Genomic DNA, 12,991 nt, shown 5'->3' on the forward strand with positions numbered 1-12,991 from the left:
CTGTCGTCACTGCGTCTGCCCATCAGTTGATCGAGCCGGGCAGAAAAGGCAAATCCGCTACGCTGAAAAACGCCGGCGGCAGGCATCTGGCAAGCAAAGCTGCGCCGGTTTCCGCAAGTGCCCAGGTTTTTGATTTTTGTGGTATTTTTGCACAGCGCGGAACATCCGCTGCGCAGGGGGTGTACGGGGGGTGCACAGGGGGTGCACGCATGTCACCCCCGGTCTGTGGCCGCTTCAGCCCTCGCCGGTGAACCGCACCTTGCCGATATGGGGAAGGTTCCGGTTGCGCTGCGCATAGTCGATGCCATAGCCGACAACAAACTCATCCGGGATCTCAAAGCCGATCCAGTCGGCCCGGAAATCCACCTCGCGCCGCGACGGCTTGTCCAGCAGGGCAATGGACTTCAGCCGCGCGGGCTCACGGCTTTTCAGCAGGTTCACCACATGGTTCAGCGTGTGGCCGGTGTCGACGATATCTTCCACCACCAGCACGTCCCGCCCTTCAATGGCGCCACGCAAGTCCTTGAGAATACGCACTTCCCGGCTGCTTTCCATGGAATCGCCATAAGAGGAGGCTTCCAGGAAATCGACCTCGATCGGCAGGTCCAGCTCGCGCACCAGATCAGCGATGAACACAAAACTGCCGCGCAGCAGGCCGACCACAACCAGCTTGTCGGTATCGCCGAATTCGCGATGGATTTCCGCGCAAAGCTCCTCGATCCGCGCGGCAATCGCCTTGGCCGAGATCATCACATCAATGACATATGGACGCTGTGTCATGGCTGCCCCCTTGAATTTCCCGCGCGTACATAGGACATCACGCCCGGTAATTGTAGCAGAAAATCAGCGGACAGATGCCCACACACTCGGAAACCCGCCAGATGCCTTACTCGGCTCAGCAGATGTACGATCTGGTTGCCGACGTCGCGCAGTACCCGAAATTCCTGCCTTGGTGCGCCGCGGCCCGTATCCGCAGCCGTGCTCCGATGGGCGGGGCCGAGGTGATGGAAGCGGATCTGGTGATCTCCTTCAAGGTCTTCCGCGAGCGGTTCGGCAGCCGGGTAACCCTTTATCCTGGCGAGAGAAAAATTGACACCGAGTATCTGGACGGCCCGTTCCGCTACATGAAATCCCATTGGATTTTTACCCCGCGCGAGGACGGCACCTGCGACGTCGACTTTTTTGTCGATTTCGAGTTCAAGAACGCGGTGCTGCAGGGGATCATCGGCGTTGTCTTCAACGAAGCAATGCAGCGGATCGTGCGCGCCTTTGAACGGCGCGCGGCGGAACTGTATGGCTAAGGGGCCGCAGGCCGGAAACCGCTTGACCTAAAGCGGGCTTCAAGTCGTATCACCGCCGGGAACTGAGATTTCCAATGGAAGGAACGACCCGAGATGGAGCAGGAATTCTGGCAGGCGCGCTGGCGCGAAAACCGCATCGGCTTTCACGAGGCGGCGCCCAACTCTATGCTGACCAAGCATTTTTCCCGGCTGGACCTGAAAGCCGGCCAATCCGTCTTTGTCCCGCTTTGCGGCAAGGCGCTGGACTTGGATTGGCTGCTGGCGCAGGGGCTGCGGGTCACGGGGGCGGAGTTCAACCAGGGTGCTGTTGAAGAGGTCTTTGCCCGCCAGGGGCTTGAGCCGGAGGTCGTCCGGGAGGGGGACCTCCTGCGGTATCAGGCGGGTGCGCTGACGTTGTTTGCCGGTGACTTCTTTGCGCTCACCTCCGTGCAGGCCGGCGCCGCGGATGCAGTTTATGACCGGGCCGCGCTGGTGGCGGTAAAACCTGAGGACAGAATGGCTTATGCGGCGCATCTGAACCGGATCACAGGCACCGCGCGGCAGTTGCTGATCGGTTTCGATTATGACCAGTCGCTGATGCAGGGACCGCCGTTTTCCGTGCCTGGGAGTCTTGTGCAGACGCTCTACCGGGGCACACATGCGATCAATCTGGCCGGGGAGCGCCCCGCAGACGGCCGGATCGGCGAGCGCTGCAACGCGCTGGAACAGGCCTGGTTGCTAACCCCGTTGACCTGAAACGTAAAACGGGTCCCCGAGGGGACCCGTCCGGTGCGAAATATGCACCTTCTGCCTTGAGTGGTGGCATTCGTCAAAGCCGGGGTCAGCTGTTCATGTCGTATGCGCGCTCACCATGAACAGAGAGATCGAGGCCGTTGGTCTCGCTTTCAAGATCCACGCGCAGGGATGTGATCAAGGCGGAGATCTTAACCAGTGCAATGGTCACAACCACGGTGAAGATGCCGACGATCACCAGCGCACCCAGCTGCGCGGCCCAAGCGCCGGCGCCGAAGACAGCGATCATGATGGTGCCGAAGATGCCGCCGACGCCGTGTACTGCGAACACATCCAGGGTGTCGTCAATCTGCATCTTGTTGCGCACCAGGTTGACCATCTCCTGGCACAGCACGCCTGCCACGGCACCGATGATCAGTGCCTCCATAGGCCCGACAAAGCCAGAGGCCGGGGTGATCGAGGCAAGTCCAGCGATGGTGCCGGTGACCAGGCCCACAAGGGACGCCTTGCCGTATTTGATTTTCTCCCACAGCGCCCAGGTGAGCGACGCGGTGGCAGCAGAGATATGGGTCACGGTCAGCGCCATCGCCGCACCGCCGTCCGCGGCCAGCTGCGAACCGCCGTTGAAGCCGAACCAGCCGACCCACAGCATCGCCGCGCCGATCATCACATAGCCGGGGTTATGCGGCGGAATGGTCCGGTTTTTGCGCGGTCCCAGGAAGAAGGCGATGATCAGCGCGGCCAGGCCTGCGGTTTCATGCACGACGATGCCGCCGGCAAAGTCCTTGACGCCCACGTCGCCGAAGATACTGCCATCCGCCAGAAAGCCGCCGCCCCAGATCCAGTGCACCACCGGAGCGTAGCACAGGAGCATCCAGAGGCCGGAGAACACGAGGACGAAGCCAAAGCCCACGCGCTCCACATAGGCGCCGACGATCAGCGCAGGTGTAATGATGGCGAATGTCATCTGAAAGGCAAAGAACAGAACCTCGGGCAGGGTGCCGGACAGGCTGTCGGCGGTGACGCCGTTCAGGAACATCTTGTCCAGCCCGCCCCAGATGCCGGAAGTGCCGCCGCCAAAGGCAATCGTGTAGCCGAAAGCCAGCCATAGAACGCTCATCAAACAGGCAATGGCATAGCAATGCATGAAGACGCTGAGCACATTGCGGGCACGCACCAGCCCGCCGTAGAACAGGGCGAGCCCTGGCAGTGTCATGAAGAGGACCAGGGCCGTGGCCACAATGATCCATGCGGTATCCGCTCCGTTCATCCGTTTGTTCCTTCCCCTTGAGAAAACGGTGGCTATGGGAAAGCGGAAAGGCGGCGCAGAAAAAAGAGGCAGCCGTGCGGAAGGCGCACAAAATGGGGGCTTTTTCAGGAGTGCTGAATTTTTGGGCGGGCTTTGGCGGGTCTTGCCCGGAATGCGGCCGGTTTAGGAAAGGGCCTGCATCAGCAGCGAAAGCGCATGGTCGCGGGCGGCTTCACGCACCTTGGCGCGGCCCAGGGCACCGAACTCGACGGTTTCGGTGATCGCTGTGTGGCTTGCGCGGGCGAGACCAAAGCAGACGCGACCTTCGGGTTTGAAGTCCGACCCGCCGGGGCCTGCGATGCCGGTGACCGAGACCGCAAGCGAGACGCCTGCGTATTTTACCGCACCTTCGGCCATTTCCGCTGCAACCTCTTCGCTGACGGCGCCTTTGGCCTCCAGCGTCTCAGCCCGCACGCCCAGCATCTGCATCTTGGCGGCGTTGGAATAGGTGACAAAGCCGCGGTCGACCACGGCCGAGGAGCCGGGGATACCGGTCAGCGCTGCCGCGATCATACCGCCGGTGCAGCTCTCGGCGGTGGCGATTGTGAGGCCTGCCGCCTTGGCCTCAGCGATCAGTTTGGAGACGTCGATGCTCATAACCCCAGAACCCCGTGCGAGAAACCGGCCAGCAGGACCACACCGAAGGCGGCCAGGATGCCGGCGATGACATCATCCATCATAACGCCGAACGGACCCTTTTTGCGATCCGCCCAGCCGACCGGGCCAGGTTTCCAGATGTCGAACAGGCGGAACAGGGCAAAAGCGGCGACCCAGCCGGGCCAGAGCGCAGTGATCTCGATGCCCTTGCTCCAGGCCGGGTAGGAAATGGCCCAAAGCGCGATCCATTGGCCTGCGACCTCGTCAATGATGATTTCCGAGGGGTCGTGGTTGTTGCTGCCTGCGGTCATCACCTTGGTCGCCCAGAGGCCTGCGGCGATGCTGGCCAGCGTTGCCAGCGCCAGCAGCGGGAAGCCGCCCAGCTGGTGCAGCGCATAGGCCAGCGGCAGCGCCGCCAGCGAGCCCCAGGTGCCAGGCGCGGGGCGCAGATAGCCGACGCCGCAGACGGTGCCGATTGCTTGGGCCAGTGTCATGCTTTTATCAGCGCCACGGTGGCAATCGCTGCGATACCCTCGCCGCGGCCGGTGAAGCCGAGGCGCTCTGAAGTGGTGGCCTTGATTGACACCCGGTCTGCGCCGATGCCCAGGATTTCAGCCATCACCGCGCGCATTTTGGCGGCATGCGGCCCAACCTTGGGGTATTCGCAGACAAGCGTGCAGTCGACGTTCGACAGGGTGAACCCCATCTCCCGCGCGAGATTGGCGGCGTGGCGCAGGAAAATCTCGCTGGCGGCACCTTTCCATTGCGGGTCGGAGGGCGGGAAGTGCTGACCGATGTCGCCCTGTGCCAGTGCGCCATAGATGGCATCGGTGACAGCATGCATGCCGACATCAGCGTCGGAATGGCCCTGCAGGGTTTTCTCGTGCGGGATTTCCACTCCGCACAGGATCACGCTGTCGCCGGGGCCGAAGCGGTGCACGTCGTAGCCGTTGCCAAGCCTGATATCCATGTCTGCTCCCAGAATGCGCTCCGCCCGGGTGAAATCCTCGGGGCGGGTGATTTTGATGTTGTCCGGCTCGCCCGGAATGATGCGGACGTCAAGGCCTGCAGCGCGCGCCACCTCGACATCGTCAGCGGCCCCGCCCGGGTGGGCAAGATGAGCCGCCAGAATGTCCTGAAACCGGAAACCCTGGGGTGTCTGCGCGGCAAATAGCCCGTTGCGGTCCTGGGTACCGGTGACGCTGCCATCCGCACCGGTCCACAGCGCATCAGTCACCGCAAGCGCCGGGGCTGCGGCAGGTGTTTCGTCCAAGGCATTGAGAATGCTGTGGATCAGGGCAGGGCTGACACAGGGGCGGGCGGCGTCGTGGATCAGCACCTTGTCCACGCCGTGCGGCTCCAGCGCCTTCAACCCGTTCAGGACGGAGGCGGCCCGTTCAGCGCCGCCTTCAGCGAGGACCAGACTGGGGCTGCCGGAGAATTCTTCCCAGGCGGGGGCGTCATCCGGTGACAGCACCAGAACCGTGAGGTCCACACCTGCATTTGCAAAGGCTTCGAGGGTCCAGTCGATCACCCGGCGCCCTTTGAGCGAGCGCCATTGCTTGGGCGTTCCGCCGCCTGCGCGGGTGCCGCGTCCGGCGGCGACGATCAGGGCGGCTGTGGTCATGCGGTCCTCGTGCGGAAGTTCCCGCATTGTTTAGGAGGTGGCGCAGGAAGTGGCAATCACCCCGCGGAATGTGATTAAAAAATAGGCAAATGAAGTGCGGCAGCCGCTTGCAGAGGCGCAATTCATTGCTGCATAGCAGAAGCTTCGGGTAAAAACCTCTCAGTTGCACAAGGATTAGGCAGTTGTCCTTCACGCTTGGAACCACCTCCATGTCCCCGCCCATCGCGCTGGCGCCGATGGCGGGAATCACCGACCGGCCGTTCCGGGACCTGGTCCGCTCCTTTGGCGTCGGGCTGATGGTGAGCGAAATGGTGGCAAGCCAGGAAATGGTGCAGGCCAAGCCCGGCGTGCGCGAGCGGGCCGAGCTGAGCGCGGATGTGGAAAATACCGCGGTGCAGCTGGCGGGCCGCGACGAATACTGGATTGCCGAGGCTGCGAAACAGGTTGCAGGCCAAGGCGCGCGGATCATTGACATCAATATGGGCTGCCCTGCCAAGAAGGTGACCAACGGCTATTCCGGCTCTGCCCTGCTGAAGACGCCGGACCACGCGCTGAAGTTGATCGAAGCAGTGGTGGGCGCGGTCGATGTGCCGGTGACGCTCAAGACCCGGCTGGGCTGGGACGACAACTGCCTGAATGCGCCGGATGTGGCGCGCCGGGCCTGCGAGGCCGGGGTGCAGATGGTGACGATCCACGGCCGCACCCGCTGCCAGTTCTATAAGGGCTCCGCCGATTGGGCCGCAATCCGGGGTGTGAAGGACGCGGTGACTGTACCGCTGCTGGCCAATGGCGACATCGTTGATACTGCCTCTGCGCGGCGGGCGCTGGAGCAGTCTGGCGCCGATGGTGTGATGATCGGGCGCGGGGCCGAAGGAAAGCCTTGGCTGCTGGCAGAAGTGGCGCATCACCTGTGGGGCACACCGGCGCCGGATGTGCCTGCGGGAGATGCGCTTATTCAAATGGTTTCAGACCATTACCGGGCAATGCTCGACTTCTACGGGGAAGACTTGGGGGTGCGGGTCGCGCGCAAGCATCTGGGCTGGTACATGGATGAGGCCGGGACAGGCCCCGCCATGCGCCGTGCAGTGCTGACAGAGAAGAATCCGGCGGAAGTGCTGGCCCTGTTGCCGGAGGCGCTAAGCGTTGAAAGACCGGAGGCTGCCGCATGATGGACAGCGCCGCCCTCTGGGCCTCTCTTCCGGTGCCGGTGTTTCTGATCGACGCGCAGGACAGGATTGCCGATGTGAACGCGGCCGGTGAAGGGTTTCTCAATGCCTCCCGCAAGGCGCTGGTGGGGCAGCCGGTCTGGGACACGCTGGCCATTGATGCACCGATCGAGGAGGCTTTTGTGCGTGCCCGGGAGCAGAGTACGCCGCTTTTCGTGAATGATATCGACGTTGGCTCCGGCAACCGGGCGCCGCTGCAATGCGGGGTGCAGATCGCACCGCTGCAAGGGCAGGAGGGGGTGATGCTGCTTATGGTCACCCCGCGGGAGCTGGCCGGGCGGATGACGCAGACCCATTCCGCCAAATCCGCCGCCGCCTCAGCCATTGGCATGGCGGAGATGCTGGCGCATGAGATCAAGAACCCGCTGGCGGGCATCACCGGTGCGGCGCAGCTCCTCAGCATGGGGCTGGGACCGGAAGACCTGGAGCTGACTGACCTGATTGTCAGCGAAGGCCGCCGCATCGTGAAGCTGCTGGAGCAGGTGGAGCAGTTCGGCAACCTGACGGAGCCCGCATTCCAGCCGGTGAACCTGCATGATGTTCTGGACCGGGCGCGCCGGTCTGCGCTCTTGGGCTTTGGTGCCCACATGACCATCACCGAACAATACGACCCCTCTTTGCCGATGGCCTGGGGCGATGCGGATCAGCTGCTTCAGGTGGTGCTGAACCTGTTGAGGAACGCCTCGGAAGCTGCTGATCCGAAGGGCGGAAGCATTCATGTCCGAACCTTCTACGAGCACTCCTTCCGGCTGCGCCGCAGTGACGGAACCGGCAAGTTGCTGCCCCTGCAGATCGAGATTACCGACGACGGGCCGGGGCTTCCTGACAAGATTAAGGATGACATTTTCGACCCGTTTGTCTCGGGCCGGGAGAACGGCACCGGGCTGGGCCTTGCTTTGGTGAGCAAGATCGTCTCGGAGCATAATGGCTGGATTTCTGTTAGCTCGGTTCCCGGGCGCACAGTGTTCCGGCTGTCGCTGTCGCGCGTGCCGCGTGACGCAAAGCAGGAGAGCTGATCCATGGACGGCACCGTTCTGGTCGCTGACGACGACCGCACCATCCGCACTGTTCTGACCCAGGCGCTGACCCGCGCGGGCTGCAAAGTGCATGCGACCTCTTCACTCACGACGCTGATGCGCTGGGTGGGCGAGGGTAAGGGCGATGTGGTGATCTCGGACGTGATGATGCCGGACGGGAACGGGCTGGAAATGCTGCCCAAGATCCAGGCCGACCGGCCCGGGCTGCCGGTGATCGTGATCTCGGCGCAGAACACAATTATGACGGCGATCAAGGCAGAGGAGGCGGAGGCCTATGACTATCTGCCCAAACCCTTTGACCTGCCGGAGCTGATGAAGCGCACGGCCAAGGCGCTTGCGGCCAAACGGGTGGCGCCGGCGCCGCGTTCCGACGCAAAGGAGCGTCCAGAGGAACTTCCCTTGATTGGCCGCAGCGAGGTGATGCAGTCGCTGTACCGGTTGATCGCGCGGGTTATGAACACCGATCTGCCGCTGCTGGTTACAGGTGAAAGCGGCACTGGTAAGTCGCTGATCGTGCAGGCAATACATGACTTTTCCGACCGGCGGACATTGCCGTTTGTGCATGCGGATGCGGCGGATCTGATTGCGCTGGAGGGCCCGTCCCGTCTGTTGGCGCAAGTGAAGGGGGGCACCCTGGTCGTCGACGAACTTGCCGACCTGCCGGAGGAAGCGCAGGCGCGGCTGGTGCGGATGATGGATGTGCCGGGGGATCATGCGCCGCGGTTCATTGCCTCCAGCCAGAAGGACCTGGCCAAGGCGATGGAAAGCGGTGCGCTGCGCCAGGATCTCTATTACCGGATCTGCGGATCGGAACTGCATGTTCCAGCGCTGCGGGAGCGGGTGGAGGACATACCGCTGCTGGCGGAGCATTTCCTGATCAAGGCCGAGAACGAAGGCGCGCCGCACCGGGAGCTGTGCGAAGCTGCGCGGGAAGTGTTGCGCCGTTTTGCCTGGCCGGGCAATGTCCGGCAGCTGGAAAACACCGTCCGCCGGCTAGCGTTGACCTCGCGCAGCGAGGAAATCACCCAGGCGGATGCCGAGGCTGTTCTGGGGCCGCAAGCCGGACCGCAGCCTGCGGCCGCAGGTCTCGCTAATGAGAAACTATCCGAAGCAGTAGGGCGCCATCTGCAGCGTTACTTCGACCTGCATGGCGACATGCTGCCGCCGCCGGGCCTCTATATGCGGCTGCTGCGCGAGGTGGAGACGCCGCTGATCGAAATCGCCCTGGCTGCCACTGGCGGCAACCAGGCGAAATGCGCTGAACTTCTGGGGATCAACCGGAATACGCTGCGGAAGAAGATCACAGATCTGGATATTGAGGTGACACGCCGCCGCAAACTGATGTAATATCGCCACAGAAATGTGGCATTGCCGTGAATTTCCTAGGCAGGGCCACGAGATATGGCGGTGACTCGCAAAGAGTCGCACATCAGGATGAGGGCAGTAAGTGGCGCATAAGTCACATCTGAGGGCGGCATACGGGCCATTTGCGGCCTTGGACCGGTGGCGGAGAACCCGCCGCGCGCGCAATATCGGCACCATTGGCCTGGTGTTGCTGGGTCCTGTTCTGGCCCTGGCAACCTTCCTGATTATCGGTCCGTTCGGGCAGGGGGCGTCATCCAGATCGCTGCGGCTGATTCTGCTGGCCGATTTGGTCTATATCCTGACAATCGCAGCGCTGGTGATGACCCAGATCGTGCGGCTGTTTGCGGCGCGGCGCTCCAAATCGGCGGGATCCCGCCTGCATTTGCGGCTGATCGGGGCCTTTGGCTTTCTGGCGCTGATCCCGACGGTGATCGTCGCGGTATTTGCCGTGCTGACGGTGAATGTGGGGCTGGAGGGGTGGTTTTCTCAGCGTGTCCGGCAGGTGATTGGCAGCTCATTGGCAGCGGCAGAGGCCTATCAGTCGCAGCAGAAGGGCGATCTGACAGAGGATGCCCGCGCGCTGGCGCGGTATCTGGACAACAGCCGCGCGCGCAGTTTCTTCATCAACGATGCCGAGCTTCGGCTGGTGCTGTCTCAGGGGCAGCTGCAAATCCAGCGCGGCCTGCGCGAGGCCTATATCGTTGACAGCGCCGGGCTGATTAGGGCCCGGGGCGAGCGCTCCTATGAGTTCGACTTTGAAAAGCCGAGCGACGGGCAGATCGGAACTGCACGCGACGATGGTTTTTTGCTGATCGAGGATTGGGACAACAGCGAGTTCCGCGCGCTGGTGCGGCTGGATGCCTTTGTTGACCGTTTCCTGTACATCAGCCGGGATGTGGATGGCGAGCTGCTGAACCTGCTGGACGACACCCAGGAAACCGCACACCTGTATCAGCAGCTGGAGAGCGAGCGCGGCAGGGTTTTGTTCGAATTTGCGCTGCTTTATATCGGTTTTGCGGTGATCCTGATCCTGGCGGCGATGTGGCTGGGGATGTGGTTTGCCGAACGCCTGTCGCGCCCGGTCGGGCGGCTGACGGTGGCGGCGCAGCGGGTTGGCGCTGGCAATCTGGATGTGCAGGTGCCGGTTGAACGCGACGGCGACGAAATTGCCCAGTTGGGCCAGTATTTCAACCAGATGACGCGGGAGCTGAAGGCGCAGCACGGGCGGCTGATCGACAATACCCGGCAAATCGAACGCCGCCGCAGGCTGTTTGACTCGGTTCTGTCCTCGGTTACCTCCGGGGTCGTTGGCCTGGACGCGGACGGGCGGGTGACCTTTGTGAACCGCTCGGCGGAACGCTTGCTGGACTGGCAGGAGGATCAGCAGTCGCTGGCGCTGGCGGTTGCAGTGCCGGAATTCGGGCCGCTGTTTGACGAGCTGATCGAGACCGGCGGCGAGGTGGTGCAGGAAGAGATCAAGGTGACCCGCCAGGGCCGGCTGGAAAACCTGCTGGTGCGGATGTCGCCGCGCCGCTCGGAGGAGGGCGGGCTGGAAGGCTATGTGGTGGCCTTTGACGATGTGACCGACCTGGTCAGCGCCCAGCGGATGGCGGCCTGGGGGGATGTGGCCCGCCGCATCGCCCATGAGATCAAGAACCCGCTGACCCCGATCCAGCTGAGTGCTGAGCGGATCAAACGAAAATTCGCGCCCAAGCTGGGCGAGGAGAACAGCGATCAGCTGCAGTCCATGACGGATGTAATTGTGCGCCAGACCAATGATCTGCGCAGGATCGTGGATGAGTTTTCAAAGTTCGCCCGTATGCCGGAACCAGAGCGGCGCGAGGAGGATCTGGCCAAGCTGGTGCGGGACGCGGTGATCCTGCAGCAGCAGGGCCAGCCCGGCGTCCGGATCAAGGCCACGCTGCCAGAGGCGGCGATGCCCTCGGATCTGGATGCCACGATGATTGGTCAGGCCTTGACCAATCTGATCAAGAACGCAGGTGAAGCTATTGAAAGCCTGCAGAATAAAGAAAACCCGCAGGGGCTGGTGCCGGAAATCCGGGTGTCAGCGGAAAAGGCGGGGAATTTCTACGAAGTCCGGATTGCCGACAATGGCATCGGTTTGCCCGAGGACCGGGCGCGGCTGTTTGAGCCTTATGTGACCACGCGGGATGCGGGCACCGGGCTGGGGCTGCCGATCGTCAAAAAAATCATCGAAGAGCACGGGGGCACGCTGACGCTGGAAGATGCCCCGGTGTTTGAAGGGCACACGCATTTCGGCGCCATGGCGGTCATCCGCCTGCCGGCTGCGAACCGCATGGCGGCGCCAAACAAGAGCACAGTGAAAGCAGGTCTGACATGAGTGATATTCTGATTGTAGATGACGAGCGCGACATCCGCGAGCTGATCTCGGACATCCTGGAGGACGAGGGTTATGCCACCCGCAAGGCGGGCAGTTCCGATGAATGCATGGCGCAGCTGGAGGCGGGCGAACCCGCGCTGATGATCCTCGATATCTGGCTGAAGGACAGCCAGATGGACGGGATCGACATTCTGAAGGCAGTGAAGCGCGACACGCCGGATATTCCGGTGGTGATCATCTCGGGCCATGGGAATGTTGAAATCGCGGTCGCCGCGATCAAGCAGGGGGCTTATGACTTCATCGAAAAGCCCTTTAACATCGACCAGCTGATGGTGGTGATACGGCGTGCGATGGAAACTTCGCGCCTGCGCCGCGAGAATACCGACCTCAAACGCAAGGACACCGGCCCGGCCGAGATGATCGGCACCTCAGCGGCCTTCCGTACCCTGGTTGGCCAGCTGGACAAGGTGACCAAATCAAACGGCCGGGTGATGCTGACCGGCCCGGCGGGCAGCGGCAAGGAGATCGCTGCGCGTTACATCCACGCCAATTCCAACCGGGCGTCGGCGCCTTTTATCACGGTGAACTGTGCCAGCATCGAACCGGACCGGATGGAAGAGGTCCTGTTTGGCCGCGAGTCGGCTGAGCGCGGCGTGGAGCCGGGTCTGCTGGAACAGGCCCATGGCGGGGTGGTGTTCTTTGATGAGGTGGCGGATATGCCGCTGGGCACCCAGTCCAAGATCCTTCGGGTGCTGGTGGATCAGCAGTTCCAGCGGGTTGGCGGTTCGGACAAGATCCGCGTCGATCTGCGGGTGGTGTCCTCGACCAACAAGGATCTGGATTCGGAGATCGAGGCAGGCACTTTCCGCCAGGAGTTGTATCACCGCCTGAATGTCGTGCCGGTGGCGGTGCCGTCGCTGGCGGACCGGCGCGAGGATATTCCGCTGCTGGCGGGACATTTCATCGAACAATTCAACGAGGCCCAGGGCCTGCCTTTGCGCGAGCTGACCGAGGAGGCGGTGGCGCTGATGCAGACCATGTTGTGGCCGGGCAACGTGCGCCAGCTCAAGAACCTGGTGGAACGGGTGCTGATCCTGGGCGACGGCAGCGGCCCGATTGAGGCCAAGGACCTGCCGCGGGAGGAGGAAAAGCCGCAGGAAGAGGGCCGGGTGGTTCTGTCCGGCGCCCTGGCGACGCTGCCCTTGCGCGAGGCGCGGGAGGCATTCGAGCGGGAATACCTGCTGACCCAGATCAACCGCTTTGGCGGCAATATCAGCCGCACTGCGTCTTTCGTCGGCATGGAGCGCTCGGCGCTGCACCGAAAGCTGAAATCGCTGGGGGTGGTGACCTCCAACAAGGCAGGCGCCCGGGTGGCGCATGTGGAAGCCGAGGAAGAACAGGCCTGATCAAAGCCTGCCCGCACGCCCGGGAGGAC

General features: G+C 62.8%; 12 protein-coding genes. 7 read left to right on the forward strand and 5 right to left on the reverse strand.

What is annotated here, in order from left to right; all coding sequences use genetic code 11:
• Positions 1–234 precede the first annotated feature (234 nt).
• Positions 235–780 (reverse strand): hypoxanthine phosphoribosyltransferase, encoded by a 546-nt coding sequence (gene hpt / locus ACXAHG_RS00315; protein ID WP_475043428.1) that lies wholly within the window; start codon positions 778–780, stop codon positions 235–237.
• A 74-nt stretch (positions 781–854) separates the two neighbouring features.
• Here hpt and ACXAHG_RS00320 point away from each other — a divergent pair, with 74 nt between their 5' ends.
• On the forward strand, positions 855–1,301 hold the full coding sequence (locus ACXAHG_RS00320; RefSeq protein WP_475043426.1) for a type II toxin-antitoxin system RatA family toxin: 447 nt from the start codon (positions 855–857) through the stop codon (positions 1,299–1,301).
• A 93-nt stretch (positions 1,302–1,394) separates the two neighbouring features.
• Positions 1,395–2,036, forward strand: coding sequence for a class I SAM-dependent methyltransferase (locus ACXAHG_RS00325; RefSeq protein WP_475055334.1), 642 nt, complete (start codon positions 1,395–1,397; stop codon positions 2,034–2,036).
• An 85-nt stretch (positions 2,037–2,121) separates the two neighbouring features.
• Here the strand turns inward: ACXAHG_RS00325 and ACXAHG_RS00330 are convergent, their stop codons facing one another.
• From ACXAHG_RS00330 to ACXAHG_RS00345, 4 genes are all read right to left on the reverse strand, one after another.
• Positions 2,122–3,303, reverse strand: coding sequence for an ammonium transporter (locus ACXAHG_RS00330; protein WP_475055336.1), 1,182 nt, complete (start codon positions 3,301–3,303; stop codon positions 2,122–2,124).
• Positions 3,304–3,465: 162 nt separating this feature from the next.
• Positions 3,466–3,939 (reverse strand): CinA family protein, encoded by a 474-nt coding sequence (locus ACXAHG_RS00335; RefSeq protein WP_475055338.1) that lies wholly within the window; start codon positions 3,937–3,939, stop codon positions 3,466–3,468.
• Complete coding sequence (locus tag ACXAHG_RS00340; RefSeq protein ID WP_475055340.1) at positions 3,936–4,433, reverse strand: phosphatidylglycerophosphatase A family protein; 498 nt, start codon at positions 4,431–4,433, stop codon at positions 3,936–3,938. The genes ACXAHG_RS00335 and ACXAHG_RS00340 overlap by 4 nt, the downstream gene beginning before the upstream one ends.
• Positions 4,430–5,566, reverse strand: coding sequence for a bifunctional 2-C-methyl-D-erythritol 4-phosphate cytidylyltransferase/2-C-methyl-D-erythritol 2,4-cyclodiphosphate synthase (locus ACXAHG_RS00345; protein ID WP_475055342.1), 1,137 nt, complete (start codon positions 5,564–5,566; stop codon positions 4,430–4,432). The genes ACXAHG_RS00340 and ACXAHG_RS00345 overlap by 4 nt, the downstream gene beginning before the upstream one ends.
• 182 nt (positions 5,567–5,748) lie before the next feature.
• Between ACXAHG_RS00345 and dusB the strand changes: the two genes are divergently transcribed.
• The 5 genes from dusB (at position 5,749) to ntrX (ending at position 12,962) form a co-directional block, all read left to right on the forward strand.
• Positions 5,749–6,735: a tRNA dihydrouridine synthase DusB gene (gene dusB, locus ACXAHG_RS00350; protein ID WP_475043416.1), complete on the forward strand. Its 987-nt coding sequence runs from the start codon at positions 5,749–5,751 to the stop codon at positions 6,733–6,735.
• A complete protein-coding gene (locus tag ACXAHG_RS00355) occupies positions 6,732–7,808 on the forward strand; it encodes a two-component system sensor histidine kinase NtrB (RefSeq protein ID WP_475055343.1) in 1,077 nt (358 codons plus the stop codon). Before dusB ends, ACXAHG_RS00355 begins: the two co-directional genes overlap by 4 nt.
• 3 nt (positions 7,809–7,811) lie before the next feature.
• A complete protein-coding gene (locus ACXAHG_RS00360; protein WP_475055344.1) occupies positions 7,812–9,176 on the forward strand; it encodes a response regulator in 1,365 nt (454 codons plus the stop codon).
• Positions 9,177–9,276: 100 nt separating this feature from the next.
• The gene (locus tag ACXAHG_RS00365) at positions 9,277–11,556 is read left to right on the forward strand and encodes a sensor histidine kinase NtrY-like (protein WP_475055346.1); all 2,280 of its coding nucleotides are present in this window, start codon (positions 9,277–9,279) and stop codon (positions 11,554–11,556) included.
• Positions 11,553–12,962: a nitrogen assimilation response regulator NtrX gene (gene ntrX, locus ACXAHG_RS00370; protein ID WP_475043410.1), complete on the forward strand. Its 1,410-nt coding sequence runs from the start codon at positions 11,553–11,555 to the stop codon at positions 12,960–12,962. The genes ACXAHG_RS00365 and ntrX overlap by 4 nt, the downstream gene beginning before the upstream one ends.
• Positions 12,963–12,991 lie beyond the last annotated feature (29 nt).

The organism is Leisingera sp. ABD4_442 (assembly GCF_056160905.1).

Coding starts and splice junctions, on each gene's coding strand:
- hpt (WP_475043428.1), bottom strand. CDS start 780: ATGACACAGCGTCCATATGTCATTGATGTGATGATCTCGGCCAAGGCG.
- ACXAHG_RS00320 (WP_475043426.1), top strand. CDS start 855: ATGCCCACACACTCGGAAACCCGCCAGATGCCTTACTCGGCTCAGCAG.
- ACXAHG_RS00325 (WP_475055334.1), top strand. CDS start 1,395: ATGGAGCAGGAATTCTGGCAGGCGCGCTGGCGCGAAAACCGCATCGGC.
- ACXAHG_RS00330 (WP_475055336.1), bottom strand. CDS start 3,303: ATGAACGGAGCGGATACCGCATGGATCATTGTGGCCACGGCCCTGGTC.
- ACXAHG_RS00335 (WP_475055338.1), bottom strand. CDS start 3,939: ATGAGCATCGACGTCTCCAAACTGATCGCTGAGGCCAAGGCGGCAGGC.
- ACXAHG_RS00340 (WP_475055340.1), bottom strand. CDS start 4,433: ATGACACTGGCCCAAGCAATCGGCACCGTCTGCGGCGTCGGCTATCTG.
- ACXAHG_RS00345 (WP_475055342.1), bottom strand. CDS start 5,566: ATGACCACAGCCGCCCTGATCGTCGCCGCCGGACGCGGCACCCGCGCA.
- ACXAHG_RS00355 (WP_475055343.1), top strand. CDS start 6,732: ATGATGGACAGCGCCGCCCTCTGGGCCTCTCTTCCGGTGCCGGTGTTT.
- ACXAHG_RS00360 (WP_475055344.1), top strand. CDS start 7,812: ATGGACGGCACCGTTCTGGTCGCTGACGACGACCGCACCATCCGCACT.
- ntrX (WP_475043410.1), top strand. CDS start 11,553: ATGAGTGATATTCTGATTGTAGATGACGAGCGCGACATCCGCGAGCTG.